Origin of the sequence: Pedobacter petrophilus (assembly GCF_009674725.1) — a bacterium.
GTDB classification, from domain to species: Bacteria; Bacteroidota; Bacteroidia; order Sphingobacteriales; family Sphingobacteriaceae; genus Pedobacter; species Pedobacter petrophilus.
In genome coordinates this window covers 45,119-64,699 of the sequence record NZ_WKKH01000009.1, presented here as the reverse complement: position 1 = coordinate 64,699, position 19,581 = coordinate 45,119, and the positions used below count along the sequence as shown (strand labels likewise).

The window sequence follows — 19,581 nt, the reverse complement described above, 5'->3', positions numbered from 1 at the left end:
GGATAAAACTATTGTTGCCGCGTTAGAGATGCTTCACTGCTGTAAAATATTCTTCCTTTTCGCTGGTATGTGTTCTGATCACATTGGTGATAATCAAACTGACAAGTATTTTTTGAGCCTTGCGATAAGAGCAGCGCAGCAGTTTACTAAACTCTTTGAGGGTTATTCGTTCTTGGCTATCTAAATATTCAAGAAGCTGTTTTTCATTTTCAGAGTAGGAGATGAGTACTCCCTGATCCTGATGATCGTTCTTTAAAACTTCCACAATGATTTTGCTGGCCAGTACGCTTTTATCATCGATCCGAATGTACGCCCACCATTTTTTCTGATCATCCATCGCGTAATGGGGTTTCAAGTCACTCTCTGGAATGTTTGCAACCAGAACCAGTTTGTCATCCACATAGATTTCTTCGAAGGTTGGCTCGATTGCAGGCTTACAGAACTGATGTGCAGCGGTGAGAATCATATATTTCTCTTCCTCTTCGGATTTTACACCTTTAATAGTACCATCATCTGCAACGCCTATCAATAACTTTCCACCTTTGTTATTTGCAAAGGCAACCAGGCTTTTGGCAATTTTTTCGGTATTGGTTATCGTCTTTTTAAAATCAAGCTGAACACCTTCACCCTGCAAAATCAAACTTTTAATACTCGGCATATAATAAACTAATAAGCAACTGTGGCCGTTTCGCCCTGATGCAGGTTTCGGATATAAACTTCATTCATTACGGTAGCGCAAAGCTCTCCACTTTTGTTGGTGAGTTCCATCGGGTAAGCTTTCACAAATTTGCCTACCGTTCGCAACGCCACTTCAGCCTCGTTAATCATTTCATCAGTAAGGTTAATGGTAAAGTATAAATTCGATCTTCCAGGCTTTAGATATTGAATGGATGCACTTTTCAGCCAAACACGAACTTTAAAACCGCGGCGTTGCATCAGCTGGTCAAATAATAAAGCATAAAATGGGTCTGTTGCCGCATAAATTGTTCCTCCGAAAATCGAGCCATTATAGTTTTTATTTAGAAAACTCCTGCTGATTTTTACGGTGCAGCTTTTAAATTCGCCCTCAAACCGCTGTACCCAAATGCGTTGAAATAACAAAGGTGGATACAATCGCATTACCCATTTTAGCGCATTTTGAGAAATAATCATACATTACTAATATCAGAAAGATTTGCCGTTTTTTAAACTTTTCGACCGATGTTTTGCAACAATCTGACAAAAGGGGAGAGCACACCGATACGCAGACAGGTATCAGTTGTAGTGCTAATATGAACTGCCATTAGTTTATCTCTTTATCTCAAATACCGGTTCGTGAGGGCACAGAACCTGGGCGATCATTACTAAATCAAAAGAAATTATTGTCAGATTATTTAATGTTGAGCGTAACAATGTTGTAGTATAGTGTATAATTTACACACTTAAATTATTTTATTTTTAACCATAATAAGCTTTAAATCTGCAGGTTATATACAACTTAAATGGTTTTTGTCTAAAAAAATAAAACCAAATGATGACATTGTTGTTAACACTATAGATAACAATAAAAAACTATGAAAAAAATAATCTTAAGTCTTGCTTTTGCTGGTACGATCATGATTGCCACTTCAGCATGCAATTCGTCTAAAAATATGGCTGGTTCTTCAGACAGCACAAAGACAGATTCGACAACAACTGCTCCAATGGATACCACAAAAACTACAACACCAGCGGATACTTCTAAAACAATGCCACCAGATACAACAACAAAAACACCTCCAATGTAGGAGAGATAAAAGCCATCCAGACCGGATGGCTTTTATTTTTTAAATCTATTTTTTTTATTTGGTTGATTTTGTACTTTCAACAAATAAACCAAATAGTCAAATGGATTCCCAAACTCAGTCAAATAAACGCAACGTCATTTTCCTGGTCATCGTAGCCGCCCTGGGTTACTTCGTGGACATTTATGACCTTGTTCTCTTTTCGGTTGTCCGATTAAAAAGCTTTTCAGATATCGGTATTTCCCCAGAGCAAATGCGCACTGAAGGTGAATATGTGATCAACATGCAAATGTTTGGTCTGTTACTTGGCGGATTATTATGGGGGATCATTGGCGATAAGTTTGGTCGTATTAAAGTGCTGTTTGGTTCTATCCTAATGTATTCAGTGGCTAACATTGCCAATGGATTTGCTACAGATGTACACAGCTATGCCATGATTAGATTTGTTGCCGGAATTGGTTTGGCAGGCGAATTAGGTGCAGGGATTACCTTGGTAACTGAAACCATGGACAAAGAAAAACGCGGCTATGGAACGATGGTGGTGGCCGGAATCGGGTTGTTAGGTGCTGCAGCGGCAGCCACCATTGGTAAACACTTCACCTGGCAAACCTCATACTTTGTTGGTGGCGGAATGGGCTTGCTACTCTTGCTCCTGCGCGTTGGAACATTTGAATCCGGCATGTTCAAAAATGCGGAACAGTCTAAAAGTGTTTCAAAGGGAAATTTCTTTATGCTTTTTTCTGATCGGAAAAGATTTTTAAAATACCTGGCTTGTATCTGCCTGGGTTTACCACTTTGGTTTATTGTTGGAATTTTAGTTACACAATCTCCTGAGATCGGGAAAGCATTAGGTGCAAAAGAAGTGCTGAATGCAGGAACAGGAATTATGTACACTTATTTTGGGATAGCCATAGGCGATGTAGTTTGTGGCTTCCTGGCACAACTCCTTAAATCAAGGAAGAAAACAGTCTTAATCTTTCAGGGATTATCTGTGTTTACAGTGATTCTGTACTTGACAAATAACAATTTAACCGAAAGCAGCTTCATACTGATTTGTTTGGTAATGGGTTTCGCTGTCGGCTACTGGGCAACCTTCGTAACCATCGCTGCAGAACAATTTGGTACCAATATCCGATCTACGGTAACCACCACTGCCCCGAATTTTGTACGGGGCGCTTTAATTCCGATTACTTTAGCATTCGAATTCTTTGTTCACCAATATAATATTGTTACCGCCGGATTTATCATGATGGGTATCCTCACCCTAGTTGCGATGATTTCAGTAGCCTCTTTAAAAGAAAGCTTCAACAAAGATTTAGATTACCTGGAAGAGTGACCTTTATTAAATTCTTTTTCAGCTGACAAGCTCTTTCTATGGTGTTGTAAAGTTGTTAAAGCTAATCGTTATATATTAGCTGGTTTTTCAATGTCAATCAAATGTACTATCTAAATATAAAACGGGGTAGGTAAGAGAATACCTTTAAATTTGTGATGAAATCGTAAATAATCATGATGTTTAAAGAAGAAGTAGCAGCACGTTATCAGCAGATTCAGAATGAAATTTGCAAAGGATTAGAGATCGCCGATGGCAAAGGGAAGTTTGAAGAAGAATTGTGGGAACGGGCTGGAGGAGGAGGGGGACGCACCCGGATTATGCAAAACGGTTCAATCATTGAAAAAGGCGGTGTGAATTTTTCTGCTGTCCATGGAAAACTGCCTGAAGCAATCAAAAAAGCCTTTAAAGTAGAGGAAGATGATTTCTTTGCCACTGGTGTTTCGATTGTTATCCATCCTAATCACCCCCTGGTACCGATAATCCACATGAACATCAGGTATTTTGAGTTGAATGAAGAAACCCGTTGGTTTGGCGGAGGTATTGATTTAACACCACATTACGTTTTTGAAAATGACGCACGTTTTTTTCATCATAAACTAAAAAATGCTTGTGATGAATTTAATCCTGATTTTTATCCAAAATTTAAAACACAGGCAGACGATTATTTCTTCATCAAACACAGAGAAGAAACCCGTGGTATTGGTGGTATCTTTTATGATAGATTAAAACCTGAAAATACAGACTTAACCTGGCAGGGGATTTTAGATTTCTCTTGCAACCTGGGGGAGACTTTCTTGCCAATTTATACTGAACTGATTGAGCGCAACCGCGATAAAGAATTTACCGATGCACAAAAAGAGTGGCAGTATCTTCGCCGAAGCCGTTACGTAGAATTTAACCTGGTTTATGATTCTGGCACTAAATTCGGGCTGGAAACAAATGGAAGGATAGAATCCATTTTAATGAGTTTACCACCTCAGGCAAACTGGGGTTACAATATTCATCCGGAAGCTGGAACAGAAGAATATAAGACTACTCAATTGCTTACAAAAGGAATTAAATGGGTCTAAAATAGCGTTAAAGGTTGGTCGATATGATGATAACCGGCCTTTAATTTTCCTATTCGAAAATCATTTACAATCTCGTGTGCCCTACGGGTAGGCTCAGGAATTCTATAATTCCCGATACACTTTTTCATTACTTCAAGTGCTTGTTCCTGCGTAGTGAGGTGACCTGCAGAGACATAAACAGGTGCGCAATTATCTTTAGTTCTGAGGGCAAAGCCAAGTAAGTCGCCCTTACTTTCAATAGTTGAATAACTGTATTTTGTACGTTCAGGGATATGGTTTTCACCATATAGAATACTTTTAGCACAGCCAATTGTAGGTTGATTTGCTAAGATACCGAAGTGTGATGCAACGCCCATTCTTCGTGGATGCAAAATGCCATTGCCATCTAATACTACCAGATCCGGCTTATTTGAGATCAGTTCCCATACTTTCAATAAAGCAGGAACCTCTTTAAAGCCTAAATACCCAGGCTGATAGGGGAAGGCCGTTTCAAAAGTATCCAGTGCGTAAGCTTGAACCTTCATTTCCGGATAACTTAAAATCACAATAACGGTGTACATCGTGGTGCTGTTCTTATTGAATGAAATGTCAGCACCAGCAATGGTAGAGATATTTTTTACAGGTTTAAAGCGCAGTTGTTTGGCCAACTCAAGCTGTAAATTTTTAGCATCTTCGATTGAAATATTCTCATACATATAATTTAATAACAGGTCTGAATTGAAAATTGTTCCAAACCTTCAAAAATATTGTGTTTCAATCCGTATTATTAAATAGTCCTGAAATGCTTTAAGCACATTTTAGGACTATTTAATAAAAAATTATTCAGCCCATGCGATTGGAACATATACGGTGATATACCCGTCAGCTCCAATCATTTCCGGTGATAATGTCACGGTGATTGAACCGTAACCAGTCCAGTTGCCCTGACCTCGTTCTGCAGTAAACTCATAGGTGCCTGCAGGTAAACCAGTAATGGTGCCTGGTAGTTGATAAGGCAAAAATATTCCGGGAGACGATGGTCCATTTTCACAATAATAATCATCACCGCTTTCCTGGTTATAAGCGGTGAACCCTGGTGAGTCTGTAGATACGGAGGTAGTTACACTGCCATCAAGATTTCGGTAACCTAAACGCACATTGTACGTAGTTACAGGAGTTTGTTTTCCCTTAACCGCGTAAGGAACTTCTGGTGCAGCATAAGTTGTTAATGAAACAACGCATAATACCAGCATGCAAATTGAAATGATCTTTTTCATAATAAATGGTTTTAGTACCATAAAGATCACGAAAAAAAATGTTTATTTTATTAATTCAGGATTATTAAAGTATTAATAAAACTATACTATAGTCTTTTTGTAATAAATAAATTAAAGCTTTTGACAATACAAAATAAAAGCAGTTAATCGAATAATTACTACATTTAAGATTTTCGAAGAAGAAATTAAAGCTTAAAATAAGATCTAATTAATAAAATTGATGCAATTACCTCCATACGATAAATTTCCGGAAATTTTTGCAGAATCCATTGTATTACGAAAAATTGAATCTGAAGACTTAGAAGACATCATGGAAATATCATTCTATGATGCCCAACCGGCTTTAACTATTGATGATGCGGCGAAAATGCAGGCAAGAATCGATTTGGATTATCTAAATGGTTCATCAATTCATTGGGGCATTGCAGATAAACAAACCAATGAAATCGTGGGAACAGTTGGTTATTACCGGGGATTTGAAAAAGGTATTGGGGAACTTGGTTGTGTACTTAAAAGCAAATTCCGTGGACAAGGTTTCATGACAGCTGCAATGAAACTCGCTATTGAGTATGGAATTAACGAAATCGGATTGGCTAAAGTTATCGCGATTACAACGAAACAAAATACTAAAACAATTAATCTGCTTAAACGGCTCGGATTTGTTCAAACTGCAGAATGCTTAAATGACGAAATCGAGTTTGTTTTCAATTCATGAAAATGAGTTCAATTCGGTCAAACTAACCCATAAAATACTAAATCAATAATTGTCTTATAATTAATATTATGTTAAGTTGGTGTTTCTATATTCTATCCTCTTTCGATTTCATATAAAAATACTATAACTCCTGAAGTCTTCGATTTAGTTCCTGAACCTTGTCTGTTGCTTTTTTACGGGAATAGATATCCAGCAACAGCTGAACTGTTTTTTTATCATTAGGATTTATTTCATTTGCACGTTGTAAGGCAAGCTGTGCACGATTAATTAATGAGCTGTAGTTGGAAACCTTTTCAGCATCGTTTTTCTGCAAAGTCTCATTCGCCGTATTAATGTACGCCAGACTAAGCTGGTACAAGGCATCAAAATAATTCTGATCGGTTGCAAGCGCTTTATCATACGCTAAAATGGCTGTCGGATTGTTTCCGCCAGCTTGCTGTAGATACCCATATAGAAAATACAACAGTTTATTTCCTTTTTCAACTTTTAAATTTCCCTCAATCAAACTTGTCGCTTTCACGTAGTTCTCAGTATCTAAAAGCAAATTGATATAGTCGTTCGTCAGATTTTTATTGAATGGATTTTTTAACAAACCTTCTTCAAGCGTTTTGATCGCGGTTTCATAATCGTATTTTGCACTGTAAAGCTGTGAAAGCTTTTGAAACATCGAGGCATTATGGATGCCATTATCTTTTGCTCTCTTAAAATATGAAATGGACTCGTCGTAATTCTGAATATTCAAAGCGCAAATCCCTGTATTTAAAGCTAGTGTGGTATCTGCAGGGAAACTATCACTTACTTCCTTTAAATCTTCATAAGCTTCATTGAACTCATTATTGAAAAATGAGGCGTTGCCCCTCTCCTGTTTTTTAATTAAAATATTATGGTTCGATGCTTTAATCAGACCGGAGTTGTCTTCATATTTATCCAGGCCCCTCGCCTGTTTAATGGCTGTATTTGCTGCTTCGTAGAATTTGTCTGAATTTGCTGCATCTGTATCTATTAGCGATGCATAAGAAGTCAGGTACGATTTAAGAGACCAGGTTTCTGCCCAATTCTTGGTTTTATTATCCTTTTCTGCTGATTCAATGGCTTTTAAACCTTCCGTAATAATAGCCAGTTGTTTCTTTTCGTCTTCCTTATTGGCTATTGACGCCTGAAGTTTCCCTACCGAGTTGCGGGCAATTAAAATCTGACTTTTTTGAGCGAAGGAATTTAATGAAGTGGAAATCAAAAGTGCTATTAATAGCTTAAAACCTTTTTGCATAATAGATCTATCTGTGATGATGGGCAAAAATACTAACGGGGTAAAAATAAGTAAAAAAAAAGAGTCCTGATAAAATCAGGACTCTTTTTTAAATTTTAGCACTTAATTACTGCTTAGGTAAGGCATCTAGCTTAGCCTTAACCTCATTATAGCTTTTTGTATCGTTTCTGAAAGCATAAATGGTTTTTAGCGTTTCTAATGCACCAACATTTTTGCCGTCAATTTCTAAAGCTTTTTTGTAAAAAGGAAGAGATTTATCTAGTAAACCATTCATTTTTACAGTTAACGCATTAAATTCTTTAACTTTTTTCTGATCAACTTTATTTCTATCTGCCTGAATTTTCAAAGCTTGTGAGAAATAAATGTTGCCCAATAATACCTGATAATTAGGATTTGTAGGCTCTTTAGTAGCTAAAGCGTTTAACATTTGCTCTGATTTTGCAACATCGCCTCTATCAATATAGATCTGAGTTTCAGTTTTAATTAATTCGGCGTTATCCGGATATTTAGCAACCGCTTCGGCAATAATGGCTAAAGCAGCAGTAGTATCTTTTTGCTTTCTTAAAGTTACATCAACCAATTCGTTATACAAATCTTTAGATTGTGGCGAGTTTAAAGAAATTACTTTCTTAAACTGCTGAATCATTCCAGGATAATCTTCCACGTTTCTGGCTGCAATACCTGCATTTAAATACATGGCAGTATCAGTTGGGTTAATGACTGTAGCCTGAACAAATTTTGTATAGGCTGTTTTATAATCCTTCTTATTGTAAGCCATTACCCCTGCATTTCTAACTGCGTTGGAAATGTTGGTTTCAGCCAAAGTGATGTTTTCTTTTTCTGCGCCTTTAGCATCTAATTTCTTAGCTTCAACAAGGGCATCCTGAGCAATTTTTAAGTTTGCATCAGCGTTTGCTACGTTCACTGTATCTAAAATAGCAGCAGAAGAAGCAAATAATGCACGGTAAGTCCAGGCTTCAGGCATTACTTTAGATTTCTCATCAGCAATAGCCTTATCAGTATGAGCCAAACCCGTTTTAACAGATTCTAACTTTTTATCTAAAGGTGTTGCACCTTGTGTAGTTAACTGGAAAATTCCCCATGCTTTTTTTGCTTCATTAACTTCACTTTTCTGAGCAAACGCAGAGCTTGCTGCTCCTGCCAAAATTATACCTAGAAATACTCTTTTCATAATTTTTATTCTAATTTTTATTTTAGTTAATTTTATTCTTCTGTTCGCTGATCAGCTTCACCTTCTTCTTCGTCGTCTTCAGTTTCTTCTGCTTCAGCAGCGGGGTCAGCTTCTAATTCCTCACCATCTACTACTAAAACATCTTCCAGATCAACAGTTTCTTCTTCATCTTCTTCGTGATCAATCTTGGTAACCGATGCAATTTCGTCATCACCTTTCAGCGAAATTAAACGAACACCCTGAGTTGCACGTCCCATCACCCTTAAAGCTGAAACAGGAATTCTAATTACAATTCCCGAACGGTTAATGATCATCAGATCCTCACCATCTGTAACGTCTTTAATCGATACTAATTGTCCGGTTTTCTCCGTAACATTGATGGTTTTTACACCTTTACCACCACGGTTTGTTACGCGGTAATCTTCAATGTCCGTCCGTTTTCCGTATCCTTTTTCTGATACTACTAACACCGTAACCTCCGGATTGTTTACAGCAATCATGCCAACAACTTCATCTTTATCGTGTGCAAGCCTCACACCACGTACGCCGGTAGCTGTTCTTCCCATTGGACGAACGGTACTTTCGTTAAAGCGAATAGCCCTTCCAGAACGCAATGCCATCACAATTTCACTTTGTCCGTTGGTTAAACAGGCTTCTAACAACACATCTCCATCATTAATGTTAATCGCATTAATACCATTAACACGCGGACGTGAATAAGACTCAAGAGAAGTTTTCTTAATGGTACCTTTTTTAGTACACATAATGATGAAATTGTTCTCCAGGTATTCCTGATCTTTAAGGTTTTTAACTTTGATGTATGCCTTAATTTTCTCGTCTTTCGGGATATTGATGATGTTTTGAATCGCCCTTCCTTTACTGGTACGGGAACCTTCCGGAATTTCGTAAACCCTCAACCAGAAACATCTTCCGGCTTCGGTAAAGAACAACATGTAATTGTGGTTTGTGGCTACCAGCATGTGCTCTATAAAATCTTCATTTCTAGAAGTACTGCCTTTTGATCCTTTTCCACCTCTGCCCTGTGCCCTGAATTCTGTTGCCGGTGTACGTTTAACGTATCCTTCATGGGAAATGGTAATAACCACTTCTTCATCATCAATGAAATCTTCCATGCTCATGTCTTCAGCTGAGTGAACAATAGTTGTTCTGCGCTCATCGCCAAATTTCTGCTGAATATCTGCCAACTCATCTTTGATGATCTGCATCCGCAAGCCTTCATCATCAAGAATAGATTTTAAGTATTCGATGGTTTTCATCAGCTCTGCGTACTCTTCTTTAATTTTATCACGCTCTAGTCCTGTTAAACGACGAAGTGTCATATCCAGGATAGCACGAGCCTGAAGATCGCTTAAGCCGAATTTTTCCATCAAGCCCAAACGAGCTTCTTCCGGCGTTTCTGAGGCACGGATTAACTTAATTACTTCATCTAAATGATCTAATGCAATTAAGTAACCTTCTAAAATGTGTGCACGTTTCTCTGCTTCTGCTAATTCATACTTGGTACGGCGAATCACTACATCATGCCTGTGGTCTACAAAATGCACAATTAAATCTTTGAGATTTAGCATTTGCGGACGACCTTTTACCAATGCAATGTTATTTACACTGAATGAAGTTTGTAACGCCGTATACTTATATAGGTTGTTTAGAACGATAGAGGCATTTGCATCACGTTTAATTTCATAAACGATGCGGATACCATCCTTGTTGGATTCATCTTTAATGTTTGAGATTCCTTCCAGCTTTTTCTCGCCAACTAATTCAGCAGTACGCTCAATCATCATGGCTTTATTCACCTGGTAAGGAATTTCTGTAACGATGATTACCTCGCGGTCTTTAATACTTTCAATTTCTGCTTTTGCACGCATTACGATACGTCCACGACCTGTTTCGAAAGCTTCTTTAACGCCGGTATAGCCATAAATAATACCACCTGTAGGGAAATCCGGAGCTTTTACAAACTTCATTAACTCCTCAATGGTAATGTCTCTGTTATCGATATAGTTTACAATACCATCAATACATTCGGTTAAGTTATGTGGCGCCATATTGGTTGCCATACCTACCGCAATACCAGATGAACCGTTAACCAAAAGGTTAGGAATTTTTGCAGGTAAAACCGTTGGTTCCTGTAAGGTATCATCAAAGTTTAACTGAAAATCTACAGTATCTTTATTGATATCGGCAAGCATTTCCTCTGCAATTTTAGAGAAACGTGCTTCCGTATAACGCATTGCAGCCGGCGAATCACCATCAATGTGACCAAAGTTTCCCTGGCCATCTACCATCGGGTAACGTAAACTCCAGTCCTGAGCCATACGTACCATGGTAAAATATACGGATGCATCACCATGCGGGTGATACTTACCCAATACCTCACCTACAATACGGGCAGATTTTTTATGTGGTTTATTACTCGTTACGCCCAGATCAAGCATACCATATAAAACACGGCGGTGAACCGGTTTCAATCCATCACGTACATCAGGCAAAGCCCTGGATACGATTACCGACATTGAATAGTCAATGTAGGCCGATTTCATCTGCTCCTCTATATTAATTTGGATGATTTTGTCGTTTTGTTGATTTTCTAAATCTTCTGCCATAAGTTATTATTCGTTATCGAAAACGATATTTAAAAAAGGTATTGTTATAACCTTGCGAATTTAGCAAAAATATGCCGAAATAAGGCATTGTGGAAAAGTTTTGGACATGGATAAGTGTTTTTAGGTGTCATATTTTTTTTAAGTTCTTACAGCCTTATTTAAATCATTTTTTAATTATAATCCTATTTTTGTATTAAACGCGAATACACAATGGCTAAGCAAAAACAATCTGCGATGGTTTTCATCATGATTACACTCCTGATCGATTTCACCGGATTCGGGATCATCATCCCGGTTTTACCCAAACTCATTCAGGAATTTACAGGAGGCAGTCTGAGTGTGGCTGCAGATTATGGTGGCTATCTGATGGTTGCATTTGCCCTGGCACAGTTTTTATTTTCGCCAATTATGGGTGGGCTGAGCGATCAGTACGGAAGGCGGCCTATTCTACTTTTCTCCTTATTCGGACTTGGGATAGACTATATTTTCCTTTCTTTTGCACCCAGCATCTTATGGCTTTTTGTCGGCCGTATTATTGCCGGAATTACAGGTGCAAGTTTCACCACCGCCATGGCGTACATTGCCGATATCTCAGCGCCGGAAAAGAAAGCGCAAAACTTCGGCTTAGTTGGCGCGGCCTTTGGTGTCGGTTTTATTCTCGGGCCGGTAATTGGCGGTTTATTCAGCACTTATGGACTTCGGGTTCCCTTTATGATTTCTGCCGGCCTGGCTTTGGTTAACTGGCTGTATGGTTATTTTATTTTACCCGAATCTTTACCCAAAGAGCGGCGAAGAAGTTTCTCCTGGAAGCGGGCAAACCCGGTTGGATCATTTTTAAACGCATCGAAATATCCTGCAATCTTAGGTCTGTTAGCTACTTTACTCCTTCTTTATATCGCCAGCCACTCGGTTCAATCTAACTGGTCTTATTATGTTATTGAAAAATTTAAGTGGGATGCCACCATGATTGGCTACTCGCTTGGTGTGGTGGGTTTAATGGTAGCTATTGTACAAGGTGGTTTAATTCGCTTCATTATTCCGAAGATTGGAAACAGAAAGGCCATCTATTTCGGACTGATGCTTTATGTTATCGGTTTTGTGTGTTTTGCATTTGCAAAAAACGGAACAATGATGATGCTATTTATTATTCCCTATTGCCTGGCTGGAATCGGCGGACCTGCAATGCAGAGTATTATTTCTAATCAGGTGCCTGAAAATGCACAGGGAGAAATCCAGGGAATTACGACGAGTCTACAGAGTTTAGCCGCCATTATAGGGCCCTGGGTGGCGAGCCATATTTTTGTATATTTCATTCAGGATGGAACACCAATGTATTTCCCGGGCGCACCATTTATTTTAAGTGCAATCTTAACTTTAATCGGGTTGTTCATCGCTATTCGTGCACTGCGGAAATATCACTAGCTAGCTTGGAGAATTTTGAATTCATTATAAGCCATAACAACGTTATAAACCAACAGGATGCTTCCCATAGTCAAAACTCTTTGATCTTGATTTATCTTTAAGGTAGCTATCATAATATAAATAGCGACTAGCAAAAATATTGAAATGATGAAGACCAATTTAAAAGACCGGTAAAGTATAGATAAGCGGAATAATATTTTTTGCTTGAATAATACCGGATCTTTAATCAATTGAACCATATTGCCGATTATGAAAAATAAAATCAGCACAACGGTAATTCCTGAAAGTATGCCCTGATTCAAATCCGGAATAACAAGATAACCGTTGTATATACAATAGCCTACAATTACAATACAGGCTAAGGTCTTCAACAGCTGCCAGTTCTTATTTCTCAACAACCAATTCAGCCAATTAAAATCCTGTTCTCCTGCGCTATCAATGATCTTTTTTCTCATTTCTGTGGAAAAAGATACAAACGGATTAATCAGACTGATGATATAGATTAACATCGTGCTAACAAACTGGAAAATTCCATCTGAAATCAGTAAGTTGATACGTGATCCGCTCATAATTCCCGGTATAAAACAAGAAAGCAAAATCAACGCAATGATGGTGAGGTGAAAAACCACTGGAAAATAACTGATAAGCTTATTTTCACCAAGATTTGGATTATTTAAAACCGCGGGCTGGGCAATGTCCTTATCCAAGTATTGGTTCATTAGTTTGATGGCAATCAAGAATAAGAATAGCGAAAATCCAGTGCCCATTTGAAAATAGTTGGTAATGAGTGTTAACGGTGCAATGTAATTATTTTCTTAAAATCTGAATTGCAACAGATTTTGTAATTGATTCGTCAGGCTTTGTTGGCCGAATAACAGAATCGTGTTGATGAAAAATCCCCAAACAAGTTTTGCATGGGGATTTAGTTCATAATCATCGGGTATTGTATCGACTCAAATACCCGATACAGCAATATATTTTACCCTTGCGGGATGAAACTTTCCGCTTTCTCCAGCACCTTGCCCAAACCAGCAGGATTTTTACCGCCGGCAGTTGCATAAAATGGCTGACCACCGCCTCCGCCCTGAATTTCTTTACCCAGCTCCCGGACAATGTTAGAGGCATTCATGCCTTTCTTTATCAGCTCTTCCGATAACATAACCGTTATCCCCGGTTTACCCTCAATTTCGGTGGTGAACACCAGAAAAAGGTTATCGACTATATCTTTTAATGAAAAAGCCAGGTTTTTAACAGCATCAGCATTTTGTAAATCAATATGTTTGGCAATTAAGTTCACACCATTTATTCCCCTTACATGGTGAACAATCTCATTTTTTAAATTACCTACACGCTCTAAAGTTGTTTTTTCAATTTCCTTTTTCAGTTTGGCATTTTCATCAAGTAATGCCTGAACCGATGCCGAAAGATCTTTTGAACCATTTAGAAGTGCTTTTAAGTGACCCAACTCTCTGCGCTGATCTAAAAAGTATTGTTCAGCTTTATCTGCGGTAATGGCCTCAATCCTGCGAACGCCTGCTGCCACTGCGCTTTCAGCAACAATTTTAAATGATCCGATTTGTCCGGTTGCTTTTACGTGTGTACCGCCACAAAGTTCTTTCGAGAAATGGTCATCAAAAGTAATCATCCGAACAAAATCACCATATTTTTCGCCAAACAAAGCAGTTACGCCACTTTGAATCGCATCCTGATAAGGTACATTTCTTTGTTCTTTTAACTTAATATTTTCTCTGATCTTCTGGTTGACAATTACTTCTACCTGAGCCAGTTCTTCATCAGTAACTTTCGAGAAATGTGAAAAATCGAAACGCAGGTAATCAGCATTTACCAAAGAACCTTTCTGGTTTACATGCTGACCTAATACTTGTTTAAGCGCAGCGTGCAATAAGTGCGTAGCCGAGTGATTATCTTCCGTTAGGATCCGTTTATCTTCATCTACAACCGCCCAGAATTTCCCTTCCAGATTATCGGGAAGAAGATCTGTGAAGTGGACTGTAAGGCCATTTTCTTTTTTAGTATCTGTAATGTCTACCCAAAACTGGCGACTATGATCTTCCAGTCGCCCGGTATCTCCCACCTGGCCACCGCTCTCCGCATAAAATGGCGTTTGGCGTAAAACAATTTGATATTGCTCTTTTCCTTTAGCTTTTACTTTACGGTATTTTAAAATTTCCGTTTCAATTTCTAAATCGTCATAACCTACAAATTCACTTTGATCGTCAGCGTTTATGATAATCCAGTCGCTGGTATCAATGGCTGTAGCGGCACGGCTGTCATCTTTTTGTTTTTTAAGCGCTTGCTCGTAAGCTTCCAAATCAACTGACCAGCCTTTCTCCCGGGCCATGAGTTCTGTTAAATCTATTGGAAAGCCGAAAGTATCAGATAGTAAAAACGCAAACCTTCCTGTTATCGTTCTATCCCTTAACTGCCCATCTTGTTCAATAGCATTTACAGCAAGACCATCCTCTTGATCCGAATCACTATTTATATGATTATTAAATAGATTTATGCCTTTTTCTAAGGTTCTTAGAAACGAAACTTCCTCTTCTAAAACCACTTTTTGAACAAAATCCTGTTGTGCAACCAATTCATCAAAAACACCTTTAAATTGTTCAGCTAATAAAGGAACCAATTGATTTAAAAATGGTTCTTTAAAGTTAAGGAAAGTATAGGCATAACGTACAGCACGGCGTAAAATCCTTCTGATCACATAACCTGCCTTATTATTTGATGGCAACTGACCATCAGCAATTACAAATGAAATTGCCCGGATGTGATCTGCCATTACCCGCATGGCAATATCCGTTTTTTCATTTGTACCATATACAATTCCGGATTTTTCAGCAATAAACTGAATCATCGGCTGGAAAACATCTGTATCGTAATTGGAAGTTTTTTCTTGTAAAATACGTACCAAACGTTCGAAACCCATTCCGGTATCTACATGTTTAGCGGGTAATGTTTGCAGTGAACCATCTTTTAAACGGTTAAATTGCATAAATACATTGTTCCAGATTTCTATTACCTGAGGGTGATCTGCATTTACCAGGGTAGCGCCATCAACTGATGCTTTTTCTTCATCCGTACGGCAATCTACATGGATTTCTGAGCAAGGTCCGCAGGGACCAGTTTCGCCCATTTCCCAAAAATTATCCTTCTTGTTTCCGGGTAAAATATGACTTTCATCAACATATTGTTTCCAAAGATCATAAGCTTCCTGATCTTTTGCCAAACCTTCTTTCTCATCACCTTCAAAATAGGTTACATAAAGTTTTTCCTTTGGAATTTTATAAACTTCTGTCAATAATTCCCAACTCCAGGCAATGGCATCTTTCTTAAAATAATCTCCAAAACTCCAGTTTCCCAGCATTTCGAACATGGTGTGGTGATAAGTATCAATCCCTACTTCTTCTAAGTCATTGTGCTTTCCAGAAACGCGTAAACACCGTTGGGTATCTGCAACTCTTGCGTATTTAATGGCGGCTTCTCCTAAAAACAAATCCTTAAACTGGTTCATTCCTGCGTTGGTAAACATCAACGTTGGATCGTTCTTAACTACAATCGGGGCCGAAGCAACCAGGTGATGTTGTTTTTGTTCGAAAAAATTCAGGAATGCTTGTCTTATTTCTTTAGCTGTCATTATTGTAAATCTTGGAGGAACAAAATTAAAATTTTATTGCGTTAATCAGGAAAAATCAAGCTACATTTGAATACTTTAATTAATCGATGTAAAACCCTAATAATCAAGCACAAGTTATGCCGTACAAAGAAAGAGACATTAATAAAATGTATTACACTATGGGCGAAGTGACTGAAATGTTTAAAGTAAACGCATCTCAAATCCGATTTTACGAAAAGGAATTCGACATTCTTCAACCGAAGAAAAACAAAAAAGGCAACAGGCTTTTTACTCCGGAAGACATTGAAAATCTTAAGATCATCTTCAATTTAGTAGATGAAAAAGGCTTTACCTTAAAAGGCGCCAAAGAACACCTGAAGCATAATAAATCTGATGTGAAGGAAAACCAAAAGATTATCGATTCTTTAGAAAAGCTGAAAGGCTTTCTGGTTAATCTGGCCAAGGAACTATAACAATATTCGTTAGTAAATGGCAGGTTTCTAGCCTTAATCAGGCGCTAGGTTTTAAGCTTTCTTACGTTTAAATTCTTTGGAAGAATGCGAAAAAATATCATTTTGTACCTGGCTAAGAAATCCCACACCCATCGGTTTCCATCTACGCCACGCTCGCCGCAATCCACTACCTCTGCACGTTCCAGCAGCTTGTTTACGATGTTCTGAATAAATTTAATCTTCACTATGCGATTGAAACGCAAGCCTAAGTAATCGCAATAGACATGAACGAGAATCTCTACAATTAGTGAATCATTGGTGATCTTAAGTTCGTTTCCAAAGGTAGTAGCATAATCATATTTGATGGTTTCAGCCAACAATTCAAATCTTTTTCCGGCATCAGTTTTCAGGAAAGTCCAAAGTGCAGTATCGCTATATACCCGCACCAGTTTGGGTTCCAGCCCTACTTTCACTTCACTATTTGCAAGATTGTAAATTTTCTCCATTAATTTTTTAGACCTCAGCTGTCTGCAATTGTTACTGATTTTATCATGAGCTAACAGCAGACCCTGCAAAATGTTTAACGCACAAGCGTTTATAGTGTGAGTAAAAAATTAGGGCCTTCATGAGTTATTTTCGCGATCTTTGAACTTTGAAAGACAAGCCAGATTCATGAAGATTGTAATTGCAGAAAAGCCCTCTGTTGGTCGTGAACTTGCCAAAGTTTTTGGGGCGACTACCAGAAAAGACGGATACATTGAAGGTAAAGGTTATTCATTTACCTGGGCATTTGGGCATTTGTTACAATTGGCTCCGCCTCAGGATTATGGCTTTATTGGCTGGAGAAGGCAACATTTGCCCATGCTACCCGCCAAGTTTAAACTCGCTATCCGTAAAATTAAAACGAAAGATGGTTTTGTAGAAGATCCGGCTGTACGCAAACAACTGGACACCATCAAGAAGCTTTTCGATGAGGCTACTGAAATCATCGTAGCAACGGATGCAGGGCGCGAAGGTGAATTGATTTTCCGCTACATTTACTATTTTTTAAAATGCAAAAAACCGTTTAAAAGGCTTTGGATTTCCTCTCAAACCGATGAGGCAATAAAAGATGGATTTCGAAATTTAAAACCCGGAACGGATTATGATACGCTTTTTAATTCTGCACATTGCCGCTCAGAATCAGATTGGCTGGTGGGAATGAATGCTACTCAGGCCCTAAGTATCTCAGCAGGCAACAGAACCGTTTTATCTTTAGGCCGGGTGCAAACACCTACCCTGGCCATGATTTGTGCCAGGTTTCTAGAAATTAAAAACTTCGTTCCGCAGACCTATTACCAGCTTAGCATTCTTTTGATAAAAGATGAACAAGTATTTAAGGCCGTATCCACCACTAATTATAAATATAAAGAAGAGGCAGAAAAACTATTTGCCCTTGTTGAGGACGTTTCTTCTGGCTTTCCGACGGGTGGAAACATTACTGCTGTGGAAGCCAAGCCAAGAAAAGAACCGCCTCCGCTGCTGCACGACTTGAGTAGCTTGCAACAGGAGGCAAACAAAAAGAAGGGATATACCGCTGATCAAACTTTGGGAATTCTGCAGAATTTATATGAGAGCAAACTGGTTTCTTATCCCCGTACAGGCTCCAGGTATATCGGAGATGATGTTTTTGCAGGTGTCCCAGACCTGATATCAAAGTTTACCAAACATCCTGATTTTGGCAGGCAGGCGCAGTTTTTGCAAACCATTAAGCTCAATAAACGGAGTGTGAACGCAAAAAAAGTGACAGATCACCATGCTGTTTTGCCTACCGGCGAAGAAGCTTATGGTTTAAGCAGCGATAGACAAGCCATTTACGATATGGTGGTTGGCCGAATGATTGAAGCTTTTCATCAGGAATGTTTAAAAGAGGTTACCAAAATAACTATTCAATCGGGCTTAACTTTCCAGGCCAATGGAACAGTGATCCGTTCTGCCGGATGGCGCGCTGTCTTTAATGAATCTGATGAAGAGAAAAAAGATGAAGATAATGCTGCTTTGCCAAAGGTGGCTGTGGGTGAGCAATTGCCCATTACGGAGAAATCCTTATTAGAAAAGCAAACCAAGCCAAAGCCGATGTACAATGAAGCTTCACTTCTTAAAGCACTGGAAACTTGTGGTAAAGAGATTGAAGATGAGGAGCTCCGTTACGCAATGAAAGACAGTGGATTAGGAACGCCAGCAACACGGGCATCTATCATTGAAACATTGATTACGCGAACATATATTACTCGGGAGAAACGAAATTTAGTGCCGACAAATAAAGGACTTGCGGTTTACGAGGTAGTTAAAGATAAACAAATTGCACAAGCTGAACTTACTGGTCAGTGGGAGAAAAGGTTAGAGGAAATCAGATCAGGATCTTCTGTTAAAGATTTCAAATCAGAAATTACAGAATATACCAAAATGATTACCAACGAATTGCTGATTGCCGGCGCAACAATTTCCGGAAAGCTTGAAGAAAATAAATTAGAAGTTATTGGCTAACAAATCTTATAAAGACGAAGAAATATTCCCGTCTTTGCCGGAAAACACACAGATCTTGAGATTATCCTGCATAGCCAAAATTTCTTTTACTGTACTTGGATTGCTATCTCGTTTAGGCATATTGATGTCTAATACTAAAATCGAAATGCTCTTTAGCCTGAAGATCAAAGGTTTCAGGTAAATTGTGAGTTTCAGAAATCTCGGGGGAACATATAAATTTACGAAGAAAACCTTTAATTAAAATTCGCAAAAGGTCGCTGTCATCTGCAATTAAAATTTTCAGACTTTGATTTATTAAAATTATTCTTAATCTCTAAC

General features: G+C 38.4%; 17 protein-coding genes. 7 read left to right on the top strand and 10 right to left on the bottom strand.

The genetic code is table 11. The features are described from left to right. Nucleotides 1-22: 22 nt before the first annotated feature. On the bottom strand, nt 23-658 hold the full coding sequence (locus tag GJU39_RS07935; RefSeq protein WP_154280252.1) for an AlbA family DNA-binding domain-containing protein: 636 nt from the start codon (nt 656-658) through the stop codon (nt 23-25). Nucleotides 659-666: 8 nt separating this feature from the next. Beyond that, complete coding sequence (locus GJU39_RS07930) at nt 667-1,152, bottom strand: DUF4442 domain-containing protein (RefSeq protein WP_154280251.1); 486 nt, start codon at nt 1,150-1,152, stop codon at nt 667-669. Nucleotides 1,153-1,553: 401 nt separating this feature from the next. On the opposite strand from GJU39_RS07930, the gene GJU39_RS07925 reads away from it, so the two are divergent. The 3 genes from GJU39_RS07925 (at nt 1,554) to hemF (ending at nt 4,169) form a co-directional block, all read left to right on the top strand. After that, nucleotides 1,554-1,766 carry a coproporphyrinogen III oxidase gene (locus GJU39_RS07925; RefSeq protein WP_154280250.1) on the top strand — a complete coding sequence of 71 codons (213 nt, stop codon included), beginning with the start codon at nt 1,554-1,556 and terminating at the stop codon, nt 1,764-1,766. 100 nt (nt 1,767-1,866) lie between these two features. Further along, nucleotides 1,867-3,099, top strand: a complete 1,233-nt coding sequence (locus GJU39_RS07920; protein WP_154280249.1) for an MFS transporter — start codon at nt 1,867-1,869, stop codon at nt 3,097-3,099. Between the two features lie 173 nt (nt 3,100-3,272). Next, nucleotides 3,273-4,169 (top strand): oxygen-dependent coproporphyrinogen oxidase, encoded by an 897-nt coding sequence (gene hemF / locus GJU39_RS07915; protein ID WP_154280248.1) that lies wholly within the window; start codon nt 3,273-3,275, stop codon nt 4,167-4,169. Here the strand turns inward: hemF and GJU39_RS07910 are convergent. Next, nucleotides 4,166-4,864: an endonuclease V gene (locus GJU39_RS07910; protein ID WP_154280247.1), complete on the bottom strand. Its 699-nt coding sequence runs from the start codon at nt 4,862-4,864 to the stop codon at nt 4,166-4,168. The genes hemF and GJU39_RS07910 overlap by 4 nt on opposite strands. 123 nt (nt 4,865-4,987) lie before the next feature. After that, nucleotides 4,988-5,425 carry a hypothetical protein gene (locus GJU39_RS07905; RefSeq protein ID WP_154280246.1) on the bottom strand — a complete coding sequence of 146 codons (438 nt, stop codon included), beginning with the start codon at nt 5,423-5,425 and terminating at the stop codon, nt 4,988-4,990. A gap of 220 nt (nt 5,426-5,645) precedes the next feature. Here GJU39_RS07905 and GJU39_RS07900 point away from each other — a divergent pair, with 220 nt between their 5' ends. After that, a complete protein-coding gene (locus tag GJU39_RS07900) occupies nt 5,646-6,140 on the top strand; it encodes a GNAT family N-acetyltransferase (RefSeq protein ID WP_154280245.1) in 495 nt (164 codons plus the stop codon). A 121-nt stretch (nt 6,141-6,261) separates the two neighbouring features. Here GJU39_RS07900 and GJU39_RS07895 read toward each other — a convergent pair whose 3' ends face one another. The 3 genes from GJU39_RS07895 to gyrA all read right to left on the bottom strand — a co-directional run bounded on the left by GJU39_RS07895 (nt 6,262) and on the right by gyrA (nt 11,226). Further along, nucleotides 6,262-7,407 (bottom strand): tetratricopeptide repeat protein, encoded by a 1,146-nt coding sequence (locus tag GJU39_RS07895; protein WP_154280244.1) that lies wholly within the window; start codon nt 7,405-7,407, stop codon nt 6,262-6,264. A 106-nt stretch (nt 7,408-7,513) separates the two neighbouring features. Then, nucleotides 7,514-8,599, bottom strand: coding sequence for a tetratricopeptide repeat protein (locus GJU39_RS07890; protein ID WP_154280243.1), 1,086 nt, complete (start codon nt 8,597-8,599; stop codon nt 7,514-7,516). A 32-nt stretch (nt 8,600-8,631) separates the two neighbouring features. Beyond that, nucleotides 8,632-11,226, bottom strand: a complete 2,595-nt coding sequence (gyrA, locus tag GJU39_RS07885) for a DNA gyrase subunit A (RefSeq protein ID WP_154280242.1) — start codon at nt 11,224-11,226, stop codon at nt 8,632-8,634. 210 nt (nt 11,227-11,436) lie between these two features. On the opposite strand from gyrA, the gene GJU39_RS07880 reads away from it, so the two are divergent. Continuing rightward, entirely contained in the window at nt 11,437-12,648 is a 1,212-nt protein-coding gene (locus tag GJU39_RS07880) for a TCR/Tet family MFS transporter (protein WP_154280241.1), read from the top strand. Here GJU39_RS07880 and GJU39_RS07875 read toward each other — a convergent pair. Then, nucleotides 12,645-13,415: a hypothetical protein gene (locus GJU39_RS07875; RefSeq protein WP_154280240.1), complete on the bottom strand. Its 771-nt coding sequence runs from the start codon at nt 13,413-13,415 to the stop codon at nt 12,645-12,647. The genes GJU39_RS07880 and GJU39_RS07875 overlap by 4 nt on opposite strands. Before the next feature lie 212 nt (nt 13,416-13,627). Continuing rightward, the gene (gene alaS / locus GJU39_RS07870; RefSeq protein ID WP_154280239.1) at nt 13,628-16,306 is read right to left on the bottom strand and encodes an alanine--tRNA ligase; all 2,679 of its coding nucleotides are present in this window, start codon (nt 16,304-16,306) and stop codon (nt 13,628-13,630) included. Nucleotides 16,307-16,422: 116 nt separating this feature from the next. Here alaS and GJU39_RS07865 point away from each other — a divergent pair, with 116 nt between their 5' ends. Then, nucleotides 16,423-16,758 (top strand): MerR family transcriptional regulator, encoded by a 336-nt coding sequence (locus GJU39_RS07865; RefSeq protein WP_154280238.1) that lies wholly within the window; start codon nt 16,423-16,425, stop codon nt 16,756-16,758. Nucleotides 16,759-16,802: 44 nt separating this feature from the next. Here GJU39_RS07865 and GJU39_RS07860 read toward each other — a convergent pair whose 3' ends face one another. Then, the gene (locus tag GJU39_RS07860) at nt 16,803-17,243 is read right to left on the bottom strand and encodes a hypothetical protein (protein ID WP_154280237.1); all 441 of its coding nucleotides are present in this window, start codon (nt 17,241-17,243) and stop codon (nt 16,803-16,805) included. A 166-nt stretch (nt 17,244-17,409) separates the two neighbouring features. On the opposite strand from GJU39_RS07860, the gene topB reads away from it, so the two are divergent. Beyond that, complete coding sequence (gene topB / locus GJU39_RS07855; protein ID WP_154280236.1) at nt 17,410-19,263, top strand: DNA topoisomerase III; 1,854 nt, start codon at nt 17,410-17,412, stop codon at nt 19,261-19,263. Nucleotides 19,264-19,581: the final 318 nt, after the last annotated feature.

Excerpts from the sequence above, each read along its gene's own strand:
- GJU39_RS07895 (WP_154280244.1), bottom strand. The coding sequence starts at position 7,407 with ATGCAAAAAGGTTTTAAGCTATTAATAGCACTTTTGATTTCCACTTCA.
- GJU39_RS07890 (WP_154280243.1), bottom strand. The coding sequence starts at position 8,599 with ATGAAAAGAGTATTTCTAGGTATAATTTTGGCAGGAGCAGCAAGCTCT.
- GJU39_RS07925 (WP_154280250.1), top strand. The coding sequence starts at position 1,554 with ATGAAAAAAATAATCTTAAGTCTTGCTTTTGCTGGTACGATCATGATT.
- GJU39_RS07905 (WP_154280246.1), bottom strand. The coding sequence starts at position 5,425 with ATGAAAAAGATCATTTCAATTTGCATGCTGGTATTATGCGTTGTTTCA.
- GJU39_RS07935 (WP_154280252.1), bottom strand. The coding sequence starts at position 658 with ATGCCGAGTATTAAAAGTTTGATTTTGCAGGGTGAAGGTGTTCAGCTT.
- GJU39_RS07920 (WP_154280249.1), top strand. The coding sequence starts at position 1,867 with ATGGATTCCCAAACTCAGTCAAATAAACGCAACGTCATTTTCCTGGTC.
- GJU39_RS07865 (WP_154280238.1), top strand. The coding sequence starts at position 16,423 with ATGCCGTACAAAGAAAGAGACATTAATAAAATGTATTACACTATGGGC.
- GJU39_RS07900 (WP_154280245.1), top strand. The coding sequence starts at position 5,646 with ATGCAATTACCTCCATACGATAAATTTCCGGAAATTTTTGCAGAATCC.
- GJU39_RS07910 (WP_154280247.1), bottom strand. The coding sequence starts at position 4,864 with ATGTATGAGAATATTTCAATCGAAGATGCTAAAAATTTACAGCTTGAG.
- gyrA (WP_154280242.1), bottom strand. The coding sequence starts at position 11,226 with ATGGCAGAAGATTTAGAAAATCAACAAAACGACAAAATCATCCAAATT.
- topB (WP_154280236.1), top strand. The coding sequence starts at position 17,410 with ATGAAGATTGTAATTGCAGAAAAGCCCTCTGTTGGTCGTGAACTTGCC.
- GJU39_RS07860 (WP_154280237.1), bottom strand. The coding sequence starts at position 17,243 with ATGGAGAAAATTTACAATCTTGCAAATAGTGAAGTGAAAGTAGGGCTG.
- GJU39_RS07930 (WP_154280251.1), bottom strand. The coding sequence starts at position 1,152 with ATGATTATTTCTCAAAATGCGCTAAAATGGGTAATGCGATTGTATCCA.
- hemF (WP_154280248.1), top strand. The coding sequence starts at position 3,273 with ATGATGTTTAAAGAAGAAGTAGCAGCACGTTATCAGCAGATTCAGAAT.
- GJU39_RS07875 (WP_154280240.1), bottom strand. The coding sequence starts at position 13,415 with ATGGGCACTGGATTTTCGCTATTCTTATTCTTGATTGCCATCAAACTA.
- GJU39_RS07880 (WP_154280241.1), top strand. The coding sequence starts at position 11,437 with ATGGCTAAGCAAAAACAATCTGCGATGGTTTTCATCATGATTACACTC.
- alaS (WP_154280239.1), bottom strand. The coding sequence starts at position 16,306 with ATGACAGCTAAAGAAATAAGACAAGCATTCCTGAATTTTTTCGAACAA.